Annotated in this window: 30 protein-coding genes and 2 pseudogenes; 16 read left to right on the top strand and 16 right to left on the bottom strand. The window is 60.5% G+C overall.

Features of this window, described 5'->3' with window-relative positions; genetic code table 11:
* Window positions 1-5: 5 nt before the first annotated feature.
* Window positions 6-833, top strand: coding sequence for an XdhC family protein (locus tag BLS48_RS23880; RefSeq protein WP_091582995.1), 828 nt, complete (start codon window positions 6-8; stop codon window positions 831-833).
* Here BLS48_RS23880 and BLS48_RS36825 read toward each other — a convergent pair.
* On the bottom strand, window positions 787-891 hold the full coding sequence (locus BLS48_RS36825) for a hypothetical protein (RefSeq protein ID WP_425284741.1): 105 nt from the start codon (window positions 889-891) through the stop codon (window positions 787-789). The two genes, BLS48_RS23880 and BLS48_RS36825, sit on opposite strands and share 47 nt — an antisense overlap.
* Window positions 892-932: 41 nt before the next feature.
* On the bottom strand, window positions 933-1,121 hold the full coding sequence (locus BLS48_RS36820) for a 2-dehydropantoate 2-reductase N-terminal domain-containing protein (protein WP_425284739.1): 189 nt from the start codon (window positions 1,119-1,121) through the stop codon (window positions 933-935).
* A 249-nt stretch (window positions 1,122-1,370) separates the two neighbouring features.
* Between BLS48_RS36820 and BLS48_RS23870 the strand changes: the two genes are divergently transcribed.
* From BLS48_RS23870 to BLS48_RS36815, 3 genes are all read left to right on the top strand, one after another.
* Window positions 1,371-1,691 (top strand): hypothetical protein, encoded by a 321-nt coding sequence (locus BLS48_RS23870; RefSeq protein ID WP_091582989.1) that lies wholly within the window; start codon window positions 1,371-1,373, stop codon window positions 1,689-1,691.
* A gap of 1,370 nt (window positions 1,692-3,061) precedes the next feature.
* Window positions 3,062-3,460 carry a hypothetical protein gene (locus tag BLS48_RS23860; protein ID WP_091582983.1) on the top strand — a complete coding sequence of 133 codons (399 nt, stop codon included), beginning with the start codon at window positions 3,062-3,064 and terminating at the stop codon, window positions 3,458-3,460.
* Between the two features lie 64 nt (window positions 3,461-3,524).
* Entirely contained in the window at window positions 3,525-3,830 is a 306-nt protein-coding gene (locus tag BLS48_RS36815; protein ID WP_091582980.1) for a DUF6455 family protein, read from the top strand.
* A gap of 219 nt (window positions 3,831-4,049) precedes the next feature.
* Here BLS48_RS36815 and BLS48_RS23850 read toward each other — a convergent pair whose 3' ends face one another.
* Window positions 4,050-4,442 carry an AAA domain-containing protein gene (locus BLS48_RS23850; protein ID WP_208604663.1) on the bottom strand — a complete coding sequence of 131 codons (393 nt, stop codon included), beginning with the start codon at window positions 4,440-4,442 and terminating at the stop codon, window positions 4,050-4,052.
* A gap of 74 nt (window positions 4,443-4,516) precedes the next feature.
* On the opposite strand from BLS48_RS23850, the gene BLS48_RS23845 reads away from it, so the two are divergent.
* The 3 genes and pseudogenes from BLS48_RS23845 (at window position 4,517) to BLS48_RS36320 (ending at window position 5,253) form a co-directional block, all read left to right on the top strand.
* Window positions 4,517-4,837 carry a DUF2249 domain-containing protein gene (locus tag BLS48_RS23845; RefSeq protein ID WP_425284737.1) on the top strand — a complete coding sequence of 107 codons (321 nt, stop codon included), beginning with the start codon at window positions 4,517-4,519 and terminating at the stop codon, window positions 4,835-4,837.
* Between the two features lies 1 nt (window position 4,838).
* Window positions 4,839-4,988, top strand: a pseudogene (locus tag BLS48_RS23840) (iron-sulfur cluster assembly protein); the annotation flags it as partial.
* Window positions 4,972-5,253 (top strand): DUF6522 family protein, encoded by a 282-nt coding sequence (locus BLS48_RS36320; protein ID WP_342028535.1) that lies wholly within the window; start codon window positions 4,972-4,974, stop codon window positions 5,251-5,253. The pseudogene BLS48_RS23840 and the gene BLS48_RS36320, both read left to right, overlap by 17 nt.
* 300 nt (window positions 5,254-5,553) lie before the next feature.
* Here the strand turns inward: BLS48_RS36320 and ric are convergent, their stop codons facing one another.
* Complete coding sequence (ric, locus tag BLS48_RS23830; RefSeq protein ID WP_091582975.1) at window positions 5,554-6,249, bottom strand: iron-sulfur cluster repair di-iron protein; 696 nt, start codon at window positions 6,247-6,249, stop codon at window positions 5,554-5,556.
* A gap of 472 nt (window positions 6,250-6,721) precedes the next feature.
* Here ric and BLS48_RS23825 point away from each other — a divergent pair.
* A pseudogene (locus tag BLS48_RS23825) lies at window positions 6,722-6,826 on the top strand (transposase); the annotation flags it as partial.
* Window positions 6,827-7,051: 225 nt separating this feature from the next.
* On the opposite strand, the gene BLS48_RS35760 reads toward BLS48_RS23825, so the two are convergent.
* Entirely contained in the window at window positions 7,052-7,228 is a 177-nt protein-coding gene (locus tag BLS48_RS35760) for a hypothetical protein (protein ID WP_167365228.1), read from the bottom strand.
* A gap of 100 nt (window positions 7,229-7,328) precedes the next feature.
* Entirely contained in the window at window positions 7,329-8,303 is a 975-nt protein-coding gene (locus tag BLS48_RS23820) for a helix-turn-helix domain-containing protein (RefSeq protein WP_244529818.1), read from the bottom strand.
* 26 nt (window positions 8,304-8,329) lie between these two features.
* Between BLS48_RS23820 and BLS48_RS23815 the strand changes: the two genes are divergently transcribed.
* The 7 genes from BLS48_RS23815 (at window position 8,330) to BLS48_RS23785 (ending at window position 14,985) form a co-directional block, all read left to right on the top strand.
* Window positions 8,330-8,509, top strand: coding sequence for an ABC transporter permease subunit (locus BLS48_RS23815; protein WP_143019490.1), 180 nt, complete (start codon window positions 8,330-8,332; stop codon window positions 8,507-8,509).
* Window positions 8,506-9,576, top strand: a complete 1,071-nt coding sequence (locus BLS48_RS23810) for an ABC transporter ATP-binding protein (protein ID WP_091582968.1) — start codon at window positions 8,506-8,508, stop codon at window positions 9,574-9,576. Before BLS48_RS23815 ends, BLS48_RS23810 begins: the two co-directional genes overlap by 4 nt.
* A 19-nt stretch (window positions 9,577-9,595) precedes the next feature.
* Window positions 9,596-10,651: an ABC transporter substrate-binding protein gene (locus BLS48_RS23805; protein WP_091582967.1), complete on the top strand. Its 1,056-nt coding sequence runs from the start codon at window positions 9,596-9,598 to the stop codon at window positions 10,649-10,651.
* A 73-nt stretch (window positions 10,652-10,724) separates the two neighbouring features.
* On the top strand, window positions 10,725-12,020 hold the full coding sequence (locus BLS48_RS23800) for an NAD(P)/FAD-dependent oxidoreductase (RefSeq protein WP_091582964.1): 1,296 nt from the start codon (window positions 10,725-10,727) through the stop codon (window positions 12,018-12,020).
* A gap of 19 nt (window positions 12,021-12,039) precedes the next feature.
* A complete protein-coding gene (locus tag BLS48_RS23795; RefSeq protein ID WP_091582961.1) occupies window positions 12,040-12,411 on the top strand; it encodes a cupin domain-containing protein in 372 nt (123 codons plus the stop codon).
* Complete coding sequence (locus BLS48_RS23790; protein WP_091582958.1) at window positions 12,408-14,366, top strand: oxidoreductase; 1,959 nt, start codon at window positions 12,408-12,410, stop codon at window positions 14,364-14,366. Before BLS48_RS23795 ends, BLS48_RS23790 begins: the two co-directional genes overlap by 4 nt.
* 148 nt (window positions 14,367-14,514) lie before the next feature.
* Complete coding sequence (locus tag BLS48_RS23785; RefSeq protein WP_091582955.1) at window positions 14,515-14,985, top strand: nucleoside deaminase; 471 nt, start codon at window positions 14,515-14,517, stop codon at window positions 14,983-14,985.
* 54 nt (window positions 14,986-15,039) lie between these two features.
* Here BLS48_RS23785 and BLS48_RS35755 read toward each other — a convergent pair whose 3' ends face one another.
* The 5 genes from BLS48_RS35755 to BLS48_RS23755 all read right to left on the bottom strand — a co-directional run bounded on the left by BLS48_RS35755 (window position 15,040) and on the right by BLS48_RS23755 (window position 17,921).
* Window positions 15,040-15,204, bottom strand: coding sequence for a hypothetical protein (locus BLS48_RS35755; RefSeq protein WP_167365227.1), 165 nt, complete (start codon window positions 15,202-15,204; stop codon window positions 15,040-15,042).
* 273 nt (window positions 15,205-15,477) lie between these two features.
* Entirely contained in the window at window positions 15,478-15,828 is a 351-nt protein-coding gene (locus tag BLS48_RS35115; protein ID WP_143019489.1) for a hypothetical protein, read from the bottom strand.
* Window positions 15,829-16,381: 553 nt separating this feature from the next.
* Window positions 16,382-16,963 (bottom strand): DUF922 domain-containing protein, encoded by a 582-nt coding sequence (locus tag BLS48_RS23765; protein ID WP_091582942.1) that lies wholly within the window; start codon window positions 16,961-16,963, stop codon window positions 16,382-16,384.
* A gap of 24 nt (window positions 16,964-16,987) precedes the next feature.
* Window positions 16,988-17,521 (bottom strand): recombinase family protein, encoded by a 534-nt coding sequence (locus tag BLS48_RS23760; protein WP_091582939.1) that lies wholly within the window; start codon window positions 17,519-17,521, stop codon window positions 16,988-16,990.
* Window positions 17,487-17,921 carry a histone H1/H5 family protein gene (locus tag BLS48_RS23755; RefSeq protein WP_143019488.1) on the bottom strand — a complete coding sequence of 145 codons (435 nt, stop codon included), beginning with the start codon at window positions 17,919-17,921 and terminating at the stop codon, window positions 17,487-17,489. The genes BLS48_RS23760 and BLS48_RS23755 overlap by 35 nt, the downstream gene beginning before the upstream one ends.
* Before the next feature lie 164 nt (window positions 17,922-18,085).
* On the opposite strand from BLS48_RS23755, the gene BLS48_RS36925 reads away from it, so the two are divergent.
* The gene (locus tag BLS48_RS36925) at window positions 18,086-18,454 is read left to right on the top strand and encodes a sunset domain-containing protein (protein ID WP_483127883.1); all 369 of its coding nucleotides are present in this window, start codon (window positions 18,086-18,088) and stop codon (window positions 18,452-18,454) included.
* Here BLS48_RS36925 and BLS48_RS36315 read toward each other — a convergent pair.
* The 5 genes from BLS48_RS36315 to BLS48_RS23725 form a co-directional block, all read right to left on the bottom strand.
* A complete protein-coding gene (locus BLS48_RS36315) occupies window positions 18,358-18,729 on the bottom strand; it encodes a hypothetical protein (RefSeq protein ID WP_244529839.1) in 372 nt (123 codons plus the stop codon). The two genes, BLS48_RS36925 and BLS48_RS36315, sit on opposite strands and share 97 nt — an antisense overlap.
* 242 nt (window positions 18,730-18,971) lie before the next feature.
* Window positions 18,972-19,472 carry a hypothetical protein gene (locus tag BLS48_RS23740; protein ID WP_143019487.1) on the bottom strand — a complete coding sequence of 167 codons (501 nt, stop codon included), beginning with the start codon at window positions 19,470-19,472 and terminating at the stop codon, window positions 18,972-18,974.
* A gap of 161 nt (window positions 19,473-19,633) precedes the next feature.
* Window positions 19,634-20,428, bottom strand: a complete 795-nt coding sequence (locus BLS48_RS35110) for a hypothetical protein (RefSeq protein ID WP_143019486.1) — start codon at window positions 20,426-20,428, stop codon at window positions 19,634-19,636.
* Between the two features lie 5 nt (window positions 20,429-20,433).
* Entirely contained in the window at window positions 20,434-21,072 is a 639-nt protein-coding gene (locus tag BLS48_RS23730) for a thermonuclease family protein (RefSeq protein ID WP_143019485.1), read from the bottom strand.
* Window positions 21,069-21,629 (bottom strand): hypothetical protein, encoded by a 561-nt coding sequence (locus BLS48_RS23725; protein WP_091583192.1) that lies wholly within the window; start codon window positions 21,627-21,629, stop codon window positions 21,069-21,071. The genes BLS48_RS23730 and BLS48_RS23725 overlap by 4 nt, the downstream gene beginning before the upstream one ends.
* Window positions 21,630-21,820 lie beyond the last annotated feature (191 nt).

Here is a 21,820-nt window from a genome sequence, read left to right as displayed (position 1 = left end):
TGGCCATGACCGCCCATGTCGATGTGATGGATCTCGTCTCCAGGCTCAAGGCCGCCGAGGAGGCTTTCGTTCTGGCGACCGTGGTGCGAACGGTTTCCGTAACGGCGGCCAAGGCCGGCGCCAAGGCGGTGATTCGCCCGGACGGCACCATCGCCGCAGGCTGGATCGGTGGCGGTTGTGCCAAGGGCGCGGTGCTGAAGGCGGCGCGTGAGTCGCTCGCGGACGGCGAGTCGCGGCTGGTGTCGATCCAGCCTGAGAACCTTCTGGCCGAACTCGGCGTCAAGCCCGGCGAAAGTCGCCTGGGCGTGAAATTCGCCAAGAACATGTGCCCGAGCCAGGGCACTATGGACATCTTCGTCGAGCCGGTGCTGCCGCATCCCTCGCTGGTCATCTTCGGCGCCAGTCCAGTTGCGATGGCGCTCGCCGAATTGGCGCGGCCGCTGGGCTACCATGTCACGGTCGCCGTGCCGGCCGGCGACATGACGGCGACGCCCGACGCCGATGTTCTGGTCGACGGCTTCCTGCTCGAAGGCCTTCACGATGCGCGGCGTTTCATCGTCGTGTCCACGCAGGGCAAAGGCGACGAGGCGGCGCTGAAGGCGGCGCTCGGGGTCGAGGCCGACTATCGGGCTTTCGTCGGCAGCCGCCGCAAGATGGCATCGCTGCGCGAAAAGCTGCTTTCGGAACAGGTCGAAGCGTCTGCCCTGGACAGTGTCAAGGCGCCGGCCGGAATCGATCTGGGCGCCATCACGCCCGAAGAGATCGCCCTGTCCATCCTTGCTGAGGTCACGATGGAGCGCCGTCGCGGGCAACGTGGCGAAGGCGCACGGTGAGGCAGGTGGCGCCGCCGATCACGCGGTCGCCTTGAAGATGGCCGCGGAGAGTTTCGATGCTGTCGACGCCGTTTTGCAGCGTAACGACGCGTGTTCCGGCTATGAGCGGTGAGAGAGGGCGGCGGCCTCCTCGCTGTCGCAGAGCTTGACTGCGAAGATAACTACGTCAACGGGACCGATATCAGCCGCCGCGCTTGCGGACACAGGTGAAACAACGACGCTGCCGAGGTCGCTCTGAATTCGCAGGCCTGTCTGGAGCATTGTCGCAAGGTGCGCCCCGCGAGCAATTAAGCTTACGTCGCCCCCTGCCTGAGCGAGATGGCTCCGATACAGCCGCCGACCCCGCCCGCTCCCATCATCGCCATGCGCATGCCGTTCCCCTAGACGTCAGCCGCAACCTTCGGCCCGCGAAGCTGGAACGGCGAACGCGCCGAGCTAAGCTTTGCCGGGTGTGTCGCCCGATGATCCCTGCATCGGACTCTTCGAGCAGTTGGTCGAAGACGTAGGCCTCGGCGACCGTCTCGTGGCCATGTCCTGGTGCAGAGTCAAGTCTCGACGCTCACCGAGCAGGACGTGCTTCTTGAGGCGTGCACATGGCGCTCCTTCTCCATTGGCGGGAACGCCTCCCCGTTCGACCTTGAGAAGCCTATGAAGCCGTCGGCGACGCCTGGCCGCGAGGTCGCCGATCTCGAAGCGATCGGCAGCGCGGACTCTCTGTTCAACTATTCGCTGGCCGACATTCCCGTGCTCATGAACAATCCCGCCGATCTCCGAGCCCCGCTGGGCTCTGCGCTAGCGCTGCAATGGTTCCAAGGACGCCACGGGTTCAATGAGCGACGCTGGGATAGCTTGAGTTGATCAACTCGGCGGTCAGCCACAGTGCGAGGCCGGCGAAAAAAAGGACCGCAATGGCGATGAACAAAACCCGCATTGCCATCCCTGTTCCTAATCCCTCGCGCACGAATACAAGCCGACAGCCCGCTGCCGGGCAGACTAAGCAGGCAGCGGGCCATTGGTTTCGGCAGGTGGAGGCCCACCGGGCAGCAAAGTGCCGTTCGCCGCCGACAAAGATGGTTAGCTGGCTTTGCGCTGACCGACGACTTACGGATTCGTAAGGAAGGTTTCCTGCCCCACGCCCGTCAGCGCGCTCCCTTCGAATCTGCGAGTGCTCATCCAAACCAGCCGAAGGTAAAGCTGACCATCCCCACCACGATCAGGATTGAGAGTGGCACAGCGGCGAACAGCCCCGCTTCTAGGACTCGTGTTTCTTTGTCATTGAACATTGAATGTGCCCTAAGCCGTCCTTCATTGAAGCCTAAAGCTGCGAACGCCAGATTCGGTTCCGCGCGCTGCGACGCGACCCCGCCCGCCCTCCCTTGATGGACACCGGTTGTCTTGACGACAGCACTCTGCAATAATTTGCCTGCGCAAGCTTTCTGCGGCTGTCTCACAGCCGCCCGCGAAGCTGCAGAAGGCCAGGGACGACACGACAGACATCCTGGGCGTCACGCCCGCGGATCGTGGCTCACCTCCACGTGGGTTCCCAACGTCCGGCCTGCAGCGCAAAGCTGCCCTCGCTGGACCACCCGCGGGAGGTCTTGGCATGCCAAAAACTTGCTCCAGTCATTCCAATGACGATTTGAGGCTCTGGGAGCTGTCTGATCCAGCGGCTGCGGTCGACGCAGCAGTGGAGCTTTATGGATCTGACGCGGCGACTGCCACCGCGTGGTGCGCGTTGACTGCCCACTTCGACGGTCGCCAAAGCGACTATCGTTTCTGGTGTACGGTTTTCTCGAAGCTGGGCAGCAACGGGCGGGCCTGAGCCAAGCAGCACACGAGCCCTTCGCTGGGCGAACGCAGTCGTTTCTATCGGGTAACCCGAGCTGCGACGACCGTAAAGCGTGTGCCAGGTGGGCTGGCGGACCCTGGTCAATATACGAATGGAATATTTCGAACGTTTAACGATATTTCACCTAACTTTATTGCACCCTGGAAGACGACTTGCCGTATTTTGCACGACATCCCGCCTCGGATGAAGGTGGATTGATGTCAACGTTCACAACAACATCTCCAAGAGTCATACGAGGACGACGGTCCCGGAGAGGTACTGGCCGAGCTGCCGACCGAGGACTGACTCCATCCCTCCGGTCAGTGCAGCACGATGACCACGGAAAACTCCAACGATCAGAACCCCGCCTTTTCGCGAATGCACGCTCGAAGGCGCCGACATGGTCGTCGTTGTCACGGTCGACGAGAAGGATGCGCCTCGCTTCGCGCAGGTCCACTTCGTCGAGGGCGACGAAATGCCGGACCGCTTCGACCGCGCCTACGCCGCCCGGGGAGCCGCCGGCTACACGATGCCCGTCGGCCGCAGCATCTGGCTGTCGATGTACGATCTCGAGGCCAAGAACCCGCTAGTCGGAGCTGGCGTCGGGCTGGACAACCCTGCAGTCGGGCGCATTCCCCTCTCCAGCATTAAACCTTCAGTTCGCTCTGGGTTAGCAGAACCAGTCTGGGACACCTTAACCGCAGCCGGACCTACGTGGGAGAAGTTTGCTCCACATAAAAGACAGGCGCGAAAGACGCTCGGCGCCGACCCTCGCGGGCGCGGCGACGCGACACATTGAGCCGCGGGACCTTGCTGGATAGAGTTTAAGGGACAAGTGGTCGCTCTGGCAGAGGGAGATCGTCATGCAGTCTGGGCAACGACAGTGGTCGCAGGCTGAGAGAGTCTGGCGGCAATTCGAGTTCATGGACCTCGTCATGGAGCGGATTGAAGTCGATCGGCTCGTGGCGGCCCGCAAATGCGGCGGAAAGGCGATAGCGGATGCGCGAAACGCGTGCCTGGGATGCTCTTTCCAGAGCGAATGCCGCGATTGGCTAGAGCGTGGCAGCGATCTTGCCGGCCTCGCCGAATTCTGCTCGAACGCCGGGTTCTTCAGGGAATGCAGACTGTCCATTGCATCAGTGCGTCCTGGGCGCCGGAAAAGGCGGTAGCTTTCGAAGCCGGGAAGTAGATGGGCATCGATAGGTTGTTGACAAAATGCAGTATTGCGATGGTCACCACTATTTCGAAGGTTTCAGCTCATCGTAGTGAGAGCTATTGCATCGACGCGACGATTTCGTTGCGCGGTCGCTTGGGCCTAGAAAACGCAGAATGCCCGGTTGCAGACTTGAGCTGCATTCTGATCGAAAGGCATCGACGCTGCAACCGTTCTAATTTGTCGGCAACTGGATCATCGAGGACATCTCAAGATATCGGCAGGACGCATTGGCAAGCTGTATCTGTCGTGGCGTCCTGCATTCCGCTTCGAACACCTGGAGTGAAGCCACGAGAATCGACAGGCATTTGGCCCGTGACGTTGCAACGTTGAAGCGATTCAGGCTGTAAAGAAACTCCATGCCTCGCGGAGCGTGTGCATGAGTTGAAGTCGCCATCGAATAAATCGCAATCGGCGCCTCCTGTCCCTGAAACTTGTCGACCGTGCCGACTCTGGCGCTGGGCAGGTGCTGTTGGATTTCGAAGACATGTGCGTTGTAGGGCGTGATGATCAGGATATCGTCGGTCGTGACTGGGGCCTCTTTCCCGTGCCGATCGGTGCAGCGCAAGTTGCCTCACCACGGCGGCGGCCCGGGGCGGGATTGGATCCGCCGCTCCTCACTGAAATCGAAGGAACGATTCAATGGCACTTACGACAGAAGCAGAAACGAACGAAATAGATGTCCGCAGCCTGGTGCCGATGCAGAGGCACCAGAAGATCTTCGAACTTGTCGATCAGCTTGCGCCCGGCGGGAAGTTCATCCTCGTCAACGATCACGCCCAAGCCACTCTATTGCCAGCTGGAGGCAGAACATCCGCACCAATTCTCCTGGACCTATCTCGAGAGGGGGCCGGTCTGGCGCGCCGAGATCGGGCGCCTCTCGAAGGCAGCGTGAGACAGGTATCGCAACGCAACAAGCCGCCCGCGGACTTTGCGTGGGCGGCGATGTGGCAGGGGTCGTGACATGACCGTTGGAGCAGAATCGCGGCCGGACGACGAGAAGGTCAAGGAGGCGCTTCGCCTCGTGATCGATCCGGAACTCGGTTACAACATCGTTGACTTGGGGCTTGTCTACGCTGTCCTGGTCAACGACGGCGGTGTCGTCAACGCTACGTCTCGATCCGACGGCGGTGCACTCGCTGCTGAGAACACAGGAGATTACCTCCCTCTGTGAACGCGGGATTGGCGAGCACGAGGGCGAATATCGATTGAGCTTCTTCTACGGCAATCGCCGCGCGCGTCTGAGCAAATGTGATACGGCGCTCGATGATCGACTTTGGGCAAGCTGTCCTACCGCGCCAATTGCATCGCACCGGCGGATAGCCCGCCGAGTTTTGCAGAAGTCTGGAATGACCTCGCCCGTTCGTCGAGAGGCCTAGTCCTACAGCTCGCTCCGCTCGGCTCTTTAAGGCCTTCCCAAGTTTTGAGATGTCATAAGGCTGCAGGGTGAGTGAAAAAGCCTTTCCTCCAGCAGCAACGAGCATCGCAACGTAGGGCTCACCACTGATTGTGCCTATGCCAATAGAGTCTTTCCGTGCTCCTAAAACCCAGACCGGTAGGCGAGTTAGCGTTAACAGCAACAGTGGCAGCGCGGCGACTACCGCGTCCAGCGCCAAGCCCATCAGTCGAAGATTCGCCAAGCGATTCACATAGCTGCAGTCGCCATCAACGTTGGGCGGCTAGGCACGGCTTTCCGTTGCCGCGAACCGCGGGAATAGGATGTTGTTCTCCAAGTGGATGTGCTCCATCAGGTCCTCGGCAAGCTGGGCCGTGCCGACGTACAGCGCCTGCCAGGAGCGGCAGGCTCCGTCGGGCGTGACGAAGTCGTCGGTGAGGCTTTCGAGGAGCCGAAGCAAGGTGCCCTGGTCATCGTGCTCGTGCCGCAGTTCCGAAATCGGGATATCGAACTTGCCTTTGGCCCACTGCCGCATTGCCGGAAACAGAATAGCTTCTTCCTTGGCCATGTGCTGCTCCAGTTCGCTCTGCATCTGCCGTAACGCATCGGAAAGGCCGGCCGGCACCTTCGGATGCTCGCGATGCACCGCCTCAACCTTACGCGACAGGGCGATGAGCTCGGGCAGAGCGCGGCGGTGCGCCTCGTGGTAGCAGGCTTCGATGTGGCCGATCAGTTCATCGCTGTCCATCGCAGCTGGCGCGGCTGTGTCCCCGGCGCCGGTACCAAGCGCCTCCAACGCGCGCTCAAGCTCGTCGGGATCGACTCCACGCCGGTGCGCCGCGCCATCAAGGGTGAGATCGCCGTTGCAGCAGAAATCGATCTTGAATTTGCGGAACACAGCGGTGGCGCCGGGCAGCGTGGCCGCTATGTCACCGACAGTGCGTTCCCATAGTTCTGCACCTCGGAATTGGGTGTTCATGACGAAGCTCCATGCATTTTGGACACAACGGCTTTGAAACTCAGAGTGGACTCATTCGCCGCAACGCATCGTTGTGAGACGAACCAGTGCCAACCGTTGGACCATCAATCGCCCAGAAAAGGCGCGAAGTCTTTGCGCTGGAACAAAGAGCGTGAACATGCCTTCTTGCCGGAGTATGCCAAACCGCAGCGTCTTTCGGCGTGCACCGGATGTCTCGCATTCCTCAGTGGCTGTTTGTCTGCCAATTGCCCTCGAAGTAACGGAAGCACATAGGTGGACAGCCAGACCTATGTCGGGCTCTCACTGCGCAGTACCGCCAAAATCCTAAAGCAGATCAGCAAGCTGCCGGCAGCATCCTCCCCTCGAGAAGCCTGAGTACATGCGGCGCGGTTGAGTTCAGGACATTTGGCTTGATGAACATGGCCATTTTCTCAAGTCCGAATCGTACGTGTCGGGCAGGGATTTCGACGCTCTGTGGATCTTGCGCACGGGATTCCCCCGGCGCGATCGGCCCGATATCTTCGGCGATTGGAACAGAGTCTTTCGCCGCTTCAGCCGCTGGAGCCGTGAGGGTGTCTGATGGCGCTCATCGGCAAGGCCCATTTCAGGTCTCGTGCTATCCCCTTCGGCATCGCGGGCCGATCAATACGCGGCGGATAAACCTCCAAGCGCCAGCAATGGAGTAATCGCTTAACGACGTCCTAAACGTCCAGATAGCTTGATCAAGCATCGATGCTGCGGACGCCAATTTGTGGAGGTGGGCCCATCCTCAAGGTTCCCCTGAATTCTCATGTTTAGCGCTTCAGGCTTTCGGCTTGACGGAATTCTGGCGAGGTTTCTCGTCCAAATACGTTTTGATCAGCGCACGGCGCTGTTTGCGTAACTTATGACGCGATTCGAACGAGGCGTACGCCAGCACAGCAAGGAAGACAAAGACATCCAACACCAAGATAGTGATCGTCGAGCTGTCCGTTGGCACACCTGTTCTCCTTCCTCAACTGGTTGAGGTGACGGCAGGAGTGACGGACTAGCGTTGACTTGGATCAACCAACATCAAGGATCGCCGCGACTTCGGTCAATCAGACCACGAAGTCATCGGTCTCAGGCCCGTCGGTAACGGGGTCAAACCCGCATTCGGCGGCCAGCCGGGGAGCGTCATGAATCACGACCATCTGGCCATCGACTCGAATGCCCGAGTTGCTCAGGCTCGACAACGCACGCGAAAAGGATTCTCGAGTCATACCAAGTTCGGAGGCGATCAGCATCTTCTCAAACGGTAGGACTGCTTTGTCTGGAGTGCGCTGCCTCTGTGACAGGGCCAAGAGGTAACATCCGACACGCTGGGTCGCGGTTCTCAACTTGAGGTTCTTGATTTGACGGACCATGCGCCGAAATTGCTGCGCTAGGCTGCCGATGACGGCATGCGCCAACAATGGGTCCGCGTCGACGGCCGCGCGAAACGCTGCCGCATGAATCAACAGAAACCGCGAAGGCTCCGGCACACGCGCCTGCATGAGATAAGGCGCACCGGTCAGGACAGCCGCAGGGATGACCAGATCCGGGGCGCGAACAGCTTCGATCAAGACTTCATGACCTTCGGTGGATCGTCCATATAATTGCGCGGATCCAGCCAGTACGATCAGTTGGAAGTTAGGCACGTCGCCTTGTTCGAACAAAACGATGCCCGAGGGAACGCTGTGCACCACGGCATTTCGGAGCATGTCGGTTCGCCGGGATGTGAGTAGCCCCCGAAACAGCGGCAAGTCTTCGGGCGCCACTGACCGCGGTCGCCCTCTATCGCAGCGCATGATCGTGCCGGTCGTGGTGTCGCCCTCGATGTCGGACTGAGCGGCACGATTCTGGGGATGAGCCTTGGTCACATGATCCTGGCACTCCCTTTTTGTGGTGATCAATGTCGGCATCGCCTTGCGCGCCGTCGATGAGAACTGGCTGAGGGCCGCATCGGGCCTGGGCGGCAGCCCGTGGACGGTGTTCCGCACGATCACCTTGCCAAACATCACGCCCGGCCATCGTGGGCGGCGCCATTTTTTCATTCATCACCTCCTTCGACGAGGTGGTCGTGGCGGTCTTCCTCGCCGGCTACTCGAACAAGACGCTGCCCGTGAAGATTTGGGAGTCGATCCGGTTAGAGTTCACTCCGGTGATCGCCGTGGCGGCAACCGTGATGATCGTTCTAGCACTTGTGCTGTTCGCCGCCGCGCAGCTTGCCGGCGGCGGCAGGGAGACGCCGACACGATGACGAGGACAGGATTACCGCTTCGGCTAGAGAGCCTTTCGAGGCGCTATGGTTCGTTCACCGCCCTGACGCCGACGGATCTCGACGTGGTCGCTGGGGAGTTCCTCACGCTGCTCGGTCCCTCGGGCTCGGGCAAGACGACCTTGCTGAACCTGATCGCCGGCTATGTCGAGCCGACGACAGGCAGGATCGAGATTGGCACGCGCGATGTCACGCACCTACCGGCGCGGCAGCGCAACATCGGCATGGTCTTCCAGAACTATGCATTGTTTCCACACATGACGGTTGGAGAGAACATCGGCTACGGCCTTGCCGTCCGAGGTGTTTCCAAGGACGAATGCAGACGCCGCGTGTCCGAGGTTCTCTCGCTCATGCGGCTCGAGGAATTCGCCGACAGACCGATCCAGAAAATGTCCGGCGGCCAGCAGCAGCGGGTCGCGCTCGCCAGGGCTCTCGTCATCGAGCCCGACGTGCTGCTGATGGACGAACCGCTGAGCGCCCTGGACAAGCAGTTGCGTCGTACCGTCCAGCTGGAATTGCGTCGGCTGCACCAGACGCTTGGCCGCACGACGATCTACGTCACGCACGACCAGGAAGAAGCACTCGTCCTGTCCGACCGGATCGCCGTGATGGACCAGGGCCGCATCCAGCAGCTTGGCTCGGTCGACGACATCTATGACCGTCCCGCGAACGCGTTCGTCGCCGGCTTCATCGGTGAATCGAACCTGCTTGCGGCGAAGGTCACCGCCGTGACCGGGGGAAGGGCCACCGCGGATGTCGAATCCTTTCGCCGCACCATCGTGGCTTCGGCAGGGCCAGGTGTGGAAGCCGGAAAACCGGCCCGATTGCTGGTGCGCCCCGAGCACCTGCTTTTCGACGAAACCGGCGACGGCATCCCGGCCGAGATCGTCGAAACCGTCTATCTCGGCGAGCTGAGCCAGTACGGGCTGGCCCTGGAAAGCGGCCAGATCGTCACAGCGCGCCAGATAACAGATCGATCGCTTCGAACCGGCACGAAAGTGACGTTGTCGTGGAAGCCGGACCACGCGCTCGTGGTTTCGGAAAACTAGAAAAAGGAGGAACAACACAATGGATAGACGCACATTTCTCTTGTCCGCCACGGCGGGCACGATGCTGGCAGGCCTGGGCGGGTTTCCGCGCATGGCGCTTGGCCAGAACAGACCTTTCACCTTCACGTCCTGGGGAGGAGCTCTTTCCGACGCCGAGAAATCGGCCTTCACGGATCCCTTCGCGGCGCTGAAGGGCGTGGAGATCGTCAACACCTCCCCGACCGAAACGGCCAAGATCAAGGCCATGGTCGAGGCCGGCGCGGTCGAATGGGATCTTGTCGACGTCGGCGGCCGCTCGGTCTGGCAGGGTGAAGAGGAAGGCTTTCTGGAGAAACTCGATCTCGCCAAGATCCCGAATGCCGCCAACCTTGAAAAGGGCTGGGTCGCACCGAGTGGAATCGCAACGTCGACGGGCGCCACCGTCATGGCATGGTCGACGACCGCATTTCCGGACGGCGGGCCGCAAAACTGGGCCGACTTCTGGGACGTCAAGCGCTTCCCCGGGCCACGCGGTCTCTACAAGTACTTCTACTACAACTACGAGGCGGCCTTGCTCGCCGCCGGCCTGAAGCGCGAGGAGGTTTATCCGCTGACGGCGGAGAAGGCCGAGAAGGCGCTTGCCAAGATCAAGGAAATCAAGCCCCACGTCACGGTCTGGTGGGGAGCCGGAGCACAGCCGCCGCAACTCCTGTCCTCGGGAGAACTCGCTCTCTCGTCGGCGTGGAGCGGTCGCGTCCTTGCAGCATCAAAGGAGGGTGCGCCAGTCGGATTTACCTTCAAGGACGGCATCGCTTGGGCCAACTGGTTCGTGATCCCCAAGGGATCGCCTCATGTCGACCTCGCGCATGAACTGATCAATTTCAGCCTCGCGCCCGAGCAGCAGGCCAAGCTCTTGGAACTCAAGACCTATGGCCCCGTGCTCGGCTCAGTCACTTCGACGGCCGACGCCGAAACCCTGAAGGTCCTGGTGATGGCCCCGGACAACCTGAAGGACATGCTGATCATCAATGAGAGGGATGCTCGCAAATACATGCAGCAATACGAGGAACAGTGGAACCAGTTGATGCTGCAGTAAGCCGAGCAGCGGTCTCCCGCGTTCCGGTGCGGGAGACCTCTTTTCCCAAGGATCAAACCGAAAAGCGAATACGATGGTTCAGCCCCTGCCGGCCAGTCTGTGGGCCGCCACCGCGTCCCCCGCCTCAGGGCACGCGCCCCTCGATCACGACTGCACTGCCGATATTGCCGTTGTCGGGGCGGGTTATACGGGCCTCAGCGCGGCCCTGCATCTTGCGCGGGCCGGAACAAAAGTCGTCGTCCTCGAAGCGTCGGAACCCGGCTGGGGTGCATCCGGCCGCAACGGCGGACAGATCATCGCCGGCCTCAAGCACGATCCAGAAAAGATGACCAAGGCCTTGGGGGAGCACCTGGGATCGCGGGTCACGCAAGAATTCGGACGCAGCGCCGACCTCGTCTTCTCGCTGATCGACCGCTACGGCATCGACTGCAATGCGCAACGCAGCGGGTGGATCCAGGGAGCCCACGGCAAGAAGGCCTTCGAGGAAATGGTCGCTCCGCGCTGCCGTCAATGGGCCGCGCAAGGCGTGGATGCCAGGCTGCTTGATCAGGCCGAGATGTCGGCGTTGGTCGGGTCCCGCGAAGACGCCTATCATGGCGGTTGGCTTGATCCGCGCGGCGGGGTCCTGCAGCCTCTCTCCTATGCTCGAGGGCTCGCGAAAGCGGCTATCCAGGAAGGCGCGGAACTATACCCGCGATCCCCCGTGCAGGCGCTGCGGCGCGACGGTGACAGCTGGGAGGTCAAGACACCCGGTGGCCGCGTGCGGGCGACCAAGGTCATCCTGGCGACGAATGCCTACACCGACACGCTGTGGCCGGGCCTGCGCCAGACCGTGATCCCCGTCGCCAGTTTCCAGGCCGCAACGCGGCCTCTCGCTGCATCCATCCGCGACACGATCCTGCCCGGCGGGCAGGGTGTGGCCGACACCAGGCGCCTCCTTCTTTATTTCCGGCTTGATCATGAAGGCCGGCTTGTCATGGGCGGACGCTCTCCGGTGGACGAGGCTCCGCGATTTGAGGACGCAAGGACGCTGGAAGCGGCGATTGCGCGCATTTTCCCGCAGGCGGCGGGAACACCGCTGGAATTCGTTTGGAGCGGCAAGGTCGCCATCACCAAGGATACGATGCCGCATCTGCATATGCTGGCACCCGATGTCTATGCCGCGCTCGGCTGCAACGGTCGAGGTGTCGCAGCCTGCACGGTCATGGGCAGGCTTCTGGCGCGGCTCGCGTCTGGCGCGCGGCCGGAAGAGATTCCCTTCCCCGTGACGGCAGCGCATCCGATCCCGCTTCACGCGTTTCGCAAGCTGGCTGTATTCACGCTCAGCCAGTGGTATCGGGTGCTTGACGGCCTTGAAGCCAAAACGTGAACCAATTGAGAGGATCAGCATGTCAGGCGCAAGGCACTTCCCGTCCCGCGAAATGCAGTTCGACCCCTATGGCGGCCCTCCCGGCAAGGCCACGATAGCGCGGCTTGTCGGACCTGAGCTGTCGTCGAGCATGGGCGGGGGCATCGCCACCTTCGACAACTGCTCGATCGAATGGACCGTTCTTTACGATGAACTGATCGTCGTGCTCGAAGGGACGTTTCGCCTATGGCTCGGCGGCAGCGAGAACAGGGTCATCGAGGCGGGTCCCGGTGACGTAATCTGGCTCCCGGAGGGCACGCCACTGCGCTATGAAGGCGACGGGGCAAAGGTGTTCTACGCCCTCAGTCCGGTCGACTGGAAATCCCGCACCACCAGTCGCGAGGCGCCGTGACCCTGTTTCCGCATCTCTTCTCGCCGCTCCGGATCGGCGGCATGGAAGTCAGGAACCGCATCCTGTCGACAGGCCATGACACGGTCATGGCCCATGACGGACATGTCACCGACCGGCTGATCGCCTATCAGGAGGCGCGCGCGAAGGGTGGCGCCGGGCTGATCGTTGTCCAGGTCTCGGGCGTGCACGAGACCGCGCGCTACACCTCCCATGTTCTGATGGCGACCTCGGACGATGCGATTCCCGGCTATCGTGCGCTGGCCGACGCCGTGCACCGTCACGGTGCAAGGATCTGCGGCCAGCTCTTCCATCCGGGGCGCGAGATCATGGAGACGCAGGACGGGACCGCTCCTGTCGCCTATGCGCCCTCGGCCGTGCCGAATTCGCGTTTCCACGTGATGCCGGTTCCGCTGTCGCTGGGAATGATCGGTGAGATCGTCTCTGGCTATGGCGACGCAGCGGCACGACTGATGCAGGCGGGCTTCGATGGATGCGAGATCGTCGCCAGCCACGGCTATCTGCCGGCGCAGTTTCTCAACCCCAATGTCAATCGACGCGAAGACCTCTATGGCGGCAGCTTGGAAAACCGCCTGCGCTTCCTGCGCGAGATCGCGGCTGGCATCCGGGCCAAGACATCCGGAGATTTCGTCGTCGGGCTGCGCATCACAGGCGAGGAGCACGACAGTCAGACCATCGAGACGGGCGACGTCTTGACGTTCTGCAAAATGCTCGATGGCGATGGCGTGATCGACTACTTCAACGTTGTTGCGGGAACGTCGGCGTCGCTGAAAGGGGCCATCCATATCGTGCCCCCGATGTTTTTCGCCCACGCCTATTCGGCACCCTTTTCGGCAGCCCTGAAGCAACTCGTCGACAAGCCTGTCTTCGTGGCCGGGCGGATCAACCAGCCGCAGACGGCCGAGCAGGTGCTTGCCTCGGGTCAGGCGGACATGTGCGGCATGACGCGCGCGATGATCTGCGACCCCGAAATGCCGGCCAAGGCGGCCAAGGGCCTGGTCGACGACATTCGCGCCTGCATCGCCTGCAACCAGGCCTGCATCGGCCATTTCCACAAGGGCTATCCGATTTCCTGCATCCAGCACCCCGAAACCGGGCGCGAGCTGACGCTGGGCATCAAGACACCGACGGACCGGCCCAAGCGCATCATCGTGGCCGGCGGAGGACCGGCGGGAATGAAGGCCGCGGCGGTTCTGGCCGCACGCGGACACGAGGTCACCTTGCATGAGGCGCAAGCCCAGCTCGGTGGACAGGCCCGGCTGGCTCAGCTGCTGCCGGGGCGGGCGGAATTTGGTGGGATCATCACCAATCTGGCACGCGAAATGGAACTTGCTGGCGTGGCGGTGAAACGCAACGCGCCGGTGACGCGCGCGCTGGTGGAGGCGCAAGGCGCAACTGTCGTCGTGATCGCGACTGGCGGCAAGCCGCATCGGCCCGTCATCGAGGGCGGTGAGGGCACGCACGTCGTCGATGTCTGGCAGGTGCTGGCCGGGCAGGCCAATGTCGGCGCCAATGTGCTGATCGCCGACTGGCGGGGGGATTGGGTCGGCCTCGGCCTCGCCGAAAAGCTCGCCCGCGACGGCTGCACCGTCACGCTGTGCGTGGAGGGTCTGTTCGCGGGCGAGACCATCCACGGCTATGTCCGCGACACGATGGTCGGCAACCTGCACCGGCTTGGCGTCAAAATCGAACCCTATGCGCGGCTTTACGGCAGCGATGGCACCACCATCTACATGGAGCATTGCGCGTCGGGCGAACCGATCCTGTTCGAGGGCATCGACACGCTTGTCCTGTCGCAGGGACATGACCGGGTCGCTGACCTGGAAGCGGAACTGGAAGGCTTCGCCGGCGAGGTGCACGTCATTGGCGACGCCCTGACCCCACGTACGGCCGAGGAGGCCGTCCTTGAGGGCCTCAAGGTCGGCCGCGCGATCTGAGGCCGATGAGGCTGTCGAAGTCACGCCAGAACTTGCGGCGGAACAGTCCGCGCCGTCCATGTATATTAGCTATCGATTGACGAAGCCCCCGCTCGGCCGCAATCTCGGCTCAAGATCGGATGGCTGCCGACGTGATAGGATTTTGCCGATGACCCGCGACCAGATGCTCGCCCACCTCCGCGCCGCCAGTGAAGTAGCACGCGAGGCGGCGGCGCATGGACACCATCCGTTCGGTGCGGTGCTGGTCGGGCCGGATGATCGCGTGCTGATGCGGCAGGGTAATCTTGACACCGTGCGCCATGCCGAGACCGAGCTCGCCCGCCGCGCTGCCGCAGCCTACGAGCCGGAGTTCCTCTGGCAATGCACGCTGGTCTCAACCGGCGAGCCCTGTGCGATGTGCACCGGAACGCTCTACTGGGCGAATATCGGCCGGCTGGTCTACGGCTTCGAGGAGGCCAAGCTTCTCGCGCTGACTGGCGACCACGCCGAGAATCCGACGATGAGCCTCCCGTCGCGCACCGTACTCGACTCGGGCCAGAAGAAGATCGAGGTCGTTGGTCCCGTCCCCGAGATCGAGGACGAACTCCTCGCCCCGCACCGCGATTTCTGGAAGCGCTGACGCGGTGGCTGAGGGCTGCCAGTCAGCCGACATGGGCGCCTGGCTGCAGTTCCGCTAGCGTCTCTTCGGCTTCGGCGTGATCGTCTCGACCCGCACCTTATCCCCGATCTCCTTTGCCATTGCCAAGGCTTTGTCCTTGTCCTTCGTGGTCAGCATCGTGCGCCAGTGCGGCTTCTCAAACACGCTCACGACGTAGGTCGTCACCGGCTTATCGGGCATTCTCCTACCCTGGACAGTTGAGAGCCCGCGCCTCTGGCGGAGGACGCGGTGCCGATCGGGGTGTCGTCCGATCTTCCGCCGAGGAAGGGGCACCCCTCCTGCCACGACCGGGCGACGGTCGCGTCCCGCTGCCTTGCATTTCGAGCACCCGAACAGCCCGACGAGATCCTGATGCATGGAGCCATGATCCGGCCCGAGCCTATCGATCAGCGGACTGAGCCCTCCGGGCGCCTGCATCCTGATGCGCCGGCGTTCTTTCTCTCCAACTAGGACTTAAAAGGCAGCGCCGATCTCGGTATGCGGCGCAAAGAAACAGCGGGTGTCGCCTTTTCTGAAACTTCCCTGATCCAGGTTGAAAAATTCCGATTGATAGATGCAACGGTGGAACTGCCAATCATGGCTGTGCTGTACGCGAAGATGTGGGATGAACTCGCCGGTGGGGAGATAGATATAGCCGCCCGGCATTTCCTTGACTTCAGAGTCCGGGATCGGTGCGCAGTCTGACCCTGCGCAGCAGTTGAAGCCTGTGACGGGGTCTGTCTTCCCCGTATACCACTCGTGAGCGATGGCCTCAGTCGAAACGACGGCCAAGGCAGGGATGAGAATCCTGGCAGACCTGCGCATATGTCCTCCGCGTAATCCTTTTGCACTCCTCCATTCATGCTTCGCTTACATTAGCATGAGTGCATATTTCTGCCAGTCGGCGCGCGTCTGGCACCGCTCTCCTCGTTCGGCAGGATATGAGTTTCGTAGCCCATGGACTGAAGACGCAACAGCAGGCGAAAAAGCTCGAATGCTGGATTTCGAATGTGCTCTCGCCTGGCAACCATCGGCGCGACAAGGTCGTCCGATATCACCGATCTCGCCGCCAGGTAGGGCTTGCCCTGCGAAACCGCGATCGGCATCCGCGACGGCGAACAAGGCGATCCTCAAGATAGCAAGAGAGGCACAGGTACCAATTCCACGGGCAATAAGAATTCCTGGCCGCCAGCAACGTATGGTGCACTCGGCAGGGTTGGCCTGATCAATTTGGAGATTGGGGGTAACCGGCCATCCAATGTAAGTAGTTCAGCCAGGATTGTCGCACGGAGGCGCCATTGCGACGCATCTCGGTTTGACGCGCGTCGGCTTGGCGGACGGCTTCTTGCGACGTGGTGATGTTGTAAAGGTTGCACGTTTACGGCTCTTTGTACAATTCGGCGGTTGCCTTGCCGACAGCGCCATTAGGGCCATTTTGCTCGCTAACGTGTCTTTGTTTTGCCGCCTCGAATCTCTGCTCCATGGAGTGTATTCGCTGCGTGACGAAGCTTTTAAGCCGACCGCAACTTGGGTCGTTCTTCATCGACAATCTCGCCGTTAAGGCGTCCGAGTCTGTGGCCACTTGCACCGCCCATTGCGCAATTGTCTTGTCGCTGGCCTTCCCGGCAGAAACTAGGGCATTCCAACGCTTACGCAGTTTCGGAGACGCCTCACCCTCCAAGCGAGGATAGGTTGAGACTAAATACAGCGTATGGCGTGCCTCCCGTACGTAGCAGGTGGATGGACCTTTGAGCGCGTAATCGATTTTGCGACTGAAGCTAATGGTTATCTTTGCTCCCCCGCGTTGAGAAATTTGTCTACTGATTTCCTTCTTAGACGGGCCTCTGACACCGTAAAGAATGTCCTTGCGAATGACTTTGACGCTGGCCTCCGCACCGGAGACGAAAAGCAAAACTCCGCACAACGCCGACGCGATGACCAACCTGGTTGTTAACTGCATTTCGACCCCCCGATTCCAGCCGCACTAACTTGCGCGGGTGGCCTCAGCGTGCTCTGCCAGTATCCGGAAAACACTTGCACTGCTGATGCCCAGCGCCGGCATCGTGTCAGTAACAGATTTCCCCTCTGCCCGCATCATCAACACCTCCTTTGCCTTTGCGCGAGCTGTGGGCTGCCTTCCCGCATACTTGCCCTCGGCCTTCGCCTTTGCGATTCCCTCGCGTTGCCTCTCAAGCATTAGCTCCCGTTCGAACTCTGCGATTGAGCCCAGCAGGTTCAACATCAGCTTTCCGGTGGGAGTGGCGGTGTCGAGGTTCATTGCAAGAATGCGAAGGCCTGCCCCCTTTACCTTCAAGGCCGCTATGATCGAAACGAGGTCAGCAACGGAGCGTGCTAGCCGGTCCAGCTTGGTCACAACCAACGTGTCGCCTTCACGCACCCATTCAAGCACGGCGGCAGGTTGGGGCCTAAGGTCGATCGCCAGCCTGTTGATCTGATGCCTGTCTCCAGCCACCTCGAAATCTTCAAGGTGTGATCTCAAACGCGTCGAGCGCACCATTTTTGATGCGAGATCCGCTTATCTCCCACGAAAAGTGATTGCGCTCTGGATAGCTATAGGTGCGGGCGATTTGCTTAAACTCGTCCATTGACAGGAGGAAATAGCGTGGTGCCACGCTAAAAGTCGTGATCACCATGATTTCGACCGCAGTATCGCGGCCGCGCCGAATTCCGGCGAATGAACCAACAGTACCCACAGTTTTGACCTGAACGTGATTGCCGTTCTCTGCGACAAGATCAATCGAGGCCGCGTTGTGAACAGCCATACGATATTCGTCGCCTGATCGATCCTTCATGATTGCCTCTGCGATCATTTCTGACCAAGTTGGCGAACCAATAGCAAGACGCCGGAACAGCTCGTCTTCGTGATATTTGCGAAGCAGTTTTGCAAGATTGGTCACGCGAAGTTTCTCATCGTTGATGCATGTAGGGCGGAACGCCGTTCGCTCTCCACACCATCGAACCAAAGGAGTGCAAGAAATATCGAAAGAGCTGGCTTGCGATAGACCAGCGGGGCTTCCTCTAGACTCTTGGGCGTTGCAGAAGCATTCTCCCCTCGGGGGTGATGGCAATGGGCAATTCTGTTCAGCCACGGGTTAGAAGGCGAAGGCCTTCTTGGTGGCGTTCGCTTCTCCGCGCCCGCTTCGCAACCTCTCTCGCGCTGCTTGGGGCAACGTCCATTGCGTACTTCGCGATGGACACCCAACACCCACTTCCCCGCGTCCATTCCTCCGGTTCATCATCGAGCAACCTCACCGTGCGCGAGGTGGGCTGTGACATCAAGGGGAACATCAACGAGCGCGGCGAACATATCTATCACATGCCGGGCCAAGAGTATTACTCGGCCACGCGCGTAAACCCGGCGCGAGGGGAACGCTGGTTCTGCTCGCAGTGGGAAGCATGGTGGGCCGGTTGGCGGAAGGCCAAGGTGTGACGGTGGCTGCCGCCTTGGACCTGTTCGTTGCCCGCAATAGCCGCAGATGTCCACGGCGTCACCCCCCCGACAGGCGGCGTATCGTCGTAGCCGATGGAAACTATCCCTGGATGCCGGTGGGCTATGGCGAGTATCTGGGACTCCATCTCGCAATTGTAGGCCATTAGCGCTTTCTCGATCTCAAGCGGGCTCTCGTATCGGGTGATCAGCTTCACCGCTTCCGAGTGCAGTTCGGCTTTGGCTTTGGCTTCGGCGTCAAAGTGCATCGTACCCATTGCGCTTCCTCCTAGCGTGTCGCGCGGCGTGGTGCAGTGGGCGCGTCAGGCGGTCCTAGCCAAATGCCAATGTGAGCTTGACCTCGAAAGGCAAAGACCGGATGGCAGCTTTGGTGGGAAGGGCCATTGCGAGAACTCCGGAGCCGGTTGATCTCTGCAACTAAACCTGCCGCCTTGACGACGCTGCCCCACCGGGGACGATAGGAAGTTGGTCCCTACTGTGGAGCAGCGGCGGCGGCCGCCTACTCTGTTCGGGGACAGTTTTCGGTAAAGGTCACCCTTCCGTCGTCGCTTACCTGAAATACTGAAATGCCGAGGTACTCCAGCGCTGGCGATATCCGGCCAAGGTGTATGTCAAACCAGCGAGACGATGGGATGCCAATGGCAAAGCGCTCGCCCGGAATGTCTTTCTGAAAGCGCCATCCGGCAGTCATTAAAAACGCTGCACCGGTTCTTGACCAAGCGTCGTTCGAGGTATCGGCTCCTGAATACGCGCCGCCCTTTGCTTCAATTAGCCAACGTTCACCGGTGTCTTCACGCCTCGCTACGACATCGTATCCCCGCGCTCCCGCCTTTATGGCCTTCACCTCCGAGTAACCGCTGGCCGTCAGCCACGTCTCAATCGCGTCAACGACACCCTGTTCCGTCAGCGGCATCTCTTCCCCCTTCGCCCATAATACGAACTCCTGGTTAGAGTGCGCCCCCGAGCCCTGCAACTGCATTTGTTGCGTTGGCGGCGTCATGCGATGGCGAGTTCGCCTACCCTATGCGGCTCATGCGGTGTCGCCTCAAGGTTTAGGCCTGAGGCTACACCGTCACAAATAGCCAATGTCAACCCAGACGTTACATGGCCGTCGCCCCATCATGTGACGTCACCTCAGGGCATACCGTAATGTTACCCCGCCTATAGCTCTCCAACCTGAACCCATATGGGATCGTGACTGCCTTGCAATTCGTCCAGAAGGGTCTGCATTCTCTTTGTATTAGAGCGCACAGGCGCATACACCATGCCCTCATCACCTTTGAACGAAGTCAGTAGGTCTTCACGCTCAAGGAGATTTAGGATCTTGCGCGACATATTCCGGGCTGCCGGGCTGCCCAGCCCGCGAAGCAAGGCTTCTTCTTTACGTCCGCTGCCTTTCTGGAAAAACGTTTTGCGAACGATGGTAGCTAGGACCTCGTGAGCAGGCTTAAGCCCAATATTTCTAATTCTCGATACGCTTGCCACGGAGTCGAACGCCTCTGCCTCAAGGTCGCGAATCCAGTACGGTATTCCAGCCGGTGAGCTAATACCTATTACCCGCGGTGTTATGCACTTTACGATTTCGACTTTTTTATTGTCTCGAGCTGGGAGAACCAATTCACCTAAATAACTCTGTTCGATTCGTAAATTTGCAATATTGCGTTCGCGTAAATTCAGAACATTGAAATTTCCGTTATCTACCGATAAACCTTCGAAGTCAAAAGTCGCATCGTTCGATCTTGTGAGCGCGCCGATTAGATCGCAACACAAGGTGCGATTACCGTACTTTAGAGCACGGGACGCGAAATCAAGTTTCGAGCGATCATTAATTGTAGCGTCGCGGGCCAATACCCTCTGGCCTAAGTCATCGAGAGGATTAATCCACACTGAACTGCACACTGCCGCCAACTCGTCAGGGTGTCCGAGAAAAGATCTGACCGCGCTGCCAACACCCAAGGCATCTACCGATCGGAACGGGGAGGGCGCCTTCTGGCATCAAGAAATGGTGGCGAGATTTCATGCGCGCGCTCGGAGAGCAGATTGAAATCGGCAATCGGCTTTCGCGCGAGCGTCCTCTCGACCGCCTTGGCGCGCCATTCGTCCGGGTCAATCACGTATGTCGCCCACATCCCATAGCGTGCCGACATCGCATAACGCTGCCATCTCAAATACTCCGAGCTGGCGCGGGAGGGACCCTTGACCCGCGCCCAGCCAACACGCAGCATGTCGACCGCGAGATCGCGACCACCCGCGGTGCACCTGCCGGCCAGAGCGCCGTCGGTGGAGTAGGATGAAATGCGGCAAACGACCCGGCTGCCGCCGATCAGCCGCTTCAGCCAGGCTTTCGACAGCGGCCCGCAGGGTACCGGCTTCAGAATTAGACTGTTGCCATGGCGTTTTGGGTCAAATGCCCATTGCAGCAGTTCGCATGAGTCGATGCCTGCTAGACGAACCTTCTGAGCCGAGCCAGGAAACCACAACGTGCGGCCGTCGATCACTGTCACATAACCTGCAGGCCGCCCATCAAGATAACCGGACGGTGCGGCGCTGGCGGCCCCCGTGGAGATGGCAGAGGCAAGCATAAGAGCGATGGTCCTCATTGCCCTTTGATCCTTGGATCCGCCCACATGCCGAACCCGCCGCGGCCAATCTTTTCTGCTTCCGCGAGATCCTTGCGTGCCGGCGTCCCATCTGGCTTTTTTGCGATGCGGTGGGTGCCAATCGACACCAGTTGCTCCTCCAACATGTCGACCGTGTCGAGGCTGCCGGGGAAATTGTAGTAGCCGTAGCAGGTGGCATCCTGGACCGGAGCGTTGGTCTCGCTGACGAAGGCCCGGCAGAAGATCACTTTCGGCGACTTCAGCATCGTCTCCAGCCCGCGCCTGGCATAGTCGGTGCATGTGCCCGAGAAGTTCTCGCGCCGGTTGACCAGGTCACCGTCACACGGCTCGATGCCATAGAGATGGACCGTCAGCTTCCCGTCGACCCGGAAGTCTGTTGGCGAGACGGCCTCGAACCCCTTGGCCGAGGCAAAGCCCTTGCGATCGGCGATGGCACCCTGGCCATCGTAATATTCCATGACCAGCACCGTTTTCCCCGGCGCCGCCAGGGATCTGACGTAGGCCTCGTCAATGGGTCCCGCGGCATTCGCCGGCATCACCGACGCAAAGCCAGCAACGAGGCCGGCGACAACCCTGCCATTCATCTGAACGCTCCTCTCGTGCATCCGATTCTTCGAGTGCACTGTGCCAATTTCAAAATCGCCTCGCAACAAAAAACAATACTGAATTGACATTGTTTTTTGAGTCGCTTATCGATTCCCACCATCTTTCGACTCGACCGACCAAG

It is taken from the genome of Mesorhizobium qingshengii (assembly GCF_900103325.1).
Lineage (GTDB): Bacteria > Pseudomonadota > Alphaproteobacteria > Rhizobiales > Rhizobiaceae > Mesorhizobium > Mesorhizobium qingshengii.
Note: the sequence above shows the minus strand (reverse complement) of the source record. Positions and strands in the feature narration are given on the sequence as shown.

Excerpts from the sequence above, each read along its gene's own strand:
- BLS48_RS23880 (WP_091582995.1), top strand. The coding sequence starts at position 6 with ATGACCGCCCATGTCGATGTGATGGATCTCGTCTCCAGGCTCAAGGCC.
- BLS48_RS23860 (WP_091582983.1), top strand. The coding sequence starts at position 3,062 with ATGGTCGTCGTTGTCACGGTCGACGAGAAGGATGCGCCTCGCTTCGCG.
- BLS48_RS36815 (WP_091582980.1), top strand. The coding sequence starts at position 3,525 with ATGCAGTCTGGGCAACGACAGTGGTCGCAGGCTGAGAGAGTCTGGCGG.
- BLS48_RS23845 (WP_425284737.1), top strand. The coding sequence starts at position 4,517 with ATGGCACTTACGACAGAAGCAGAAACGAACGAAATAGATGTCCGCAGC.
- ric (WP_091582975.1), bottom strand. The coding sequence starts at position 6,249 with ATGAACACCCAATTCCGAGGTGCAGAACTATGGGAACGCACTGTCGGT.
- BLS48_RS23820 (WP_244529818.1), bottom strand. The coding sequence starts at position 8,303 with ATGAAAAAATGGCGCCGCCCACGATGGCCGGGCGTGATGTTTGGCAAG.
- BLS48_RS23810 (WP_091582968.1), top strand. The coding sequence starts at position 8,506 with ATGACGAGGACAGGATTACCGCTTCGGCTAGAGAGCCTTTCGAGGCGC.
- BLS48_RS23805 (WP_091582967.1), top strand. The coding sequence starts at position 9,596 with ATGGATAGACGCACATTTCTCTTGTCCGCCACGGCGGGCACGATGCTG.
- BLS48_RS23800 (WP_091582964.1), top strand. The coding sequence starts at position 10,725 with ATGGTTCAGCCCCTGCCGGCCAGTCTGTGGGCCGCCACCGCGTCCCCC.
- BLS48_RS23795 (WP_091582961.1), top strand. The coding sequence starts at position 12,040 with ATGTCAGGCGCAAGGCACTTCCCGTCCCGCGAAATGCAGTTCGACCCC.
- BLS48_RS23785 (WP_091582955.1), top strand. The coding sequence starts at position 14,515 with ATGACCCGCGACCAGATGCTCGCCCACCTCCGCGCCGCCAGTGAAGTA.
- BLS48_RS35755 (WP_167365227.1), bottom strand. The coding sequence starts at position 15,204 with ATGCCCGATAAGCCGGTGACGACCTACGTCGTGAGCGTGTTTGAGAAG.
- BLS48_RS35115 (WP_143019489.1), bottom strand. The coding sequence starts at position 15,828 with ATGCGCAGGTCTGCCAGGATTCTCATCCCTGCCTTGGCCGTCGTTTCG.
- BLS48_RS23765 (WP_091582942.1), bottom strand. The coding sequence starts at position 16,963 with ATGCAGTTAACAACCAGGTTGGTCATCGCGTCGGCGTTGTGCGGAGTT.
- BLS48_RS23760 (WP_091582939.1), bottom strand. The coding sequence starts at position 17,521 with ATGGTGCGCTCGACGCGTTTGAGATCACACCTTGAAGATTTCGAGGTG.
- BLS48_RS36925 (WP_483127883.1), top strand. The coding sequence starts at position 18,086 with ATGGCAATGGGCAATTCTGTTCAGCCACGGGTTAGAAGGCGAAGGCCT.
- BLS48_RS36315 (WP_244529839.1), bottom strand. The coding sequence starts at position 18,729 with ATGGGTACGATGCACTTTGACGCCGAAGCCAAAGCCAAAGCCGAACTG.
- BLS48_RS23740 (WP_143019487.1), bottom strand. The coding sequence starts at position 19,472 with ATGACGCCGCCAACGCAACAAATGCAGTTGCAGGGCTCGGGGGCGCAC.
- BLS48_RS23730 (WP_143019485.1), bottom strand. The coding sequence starts at position 21,072 with ATGAGGACCATCGCTCTTATGCTTGCCTCTGCCATCTCCACGGGGGCC.
- BLS48_RS23725 (WP_091583192.1), bottom strand. The coding sequence starts at position 21,629 with ATGCCGGCGAATGCCGCGGGACCCATTGACGAGGCCTACGTCAGATCC.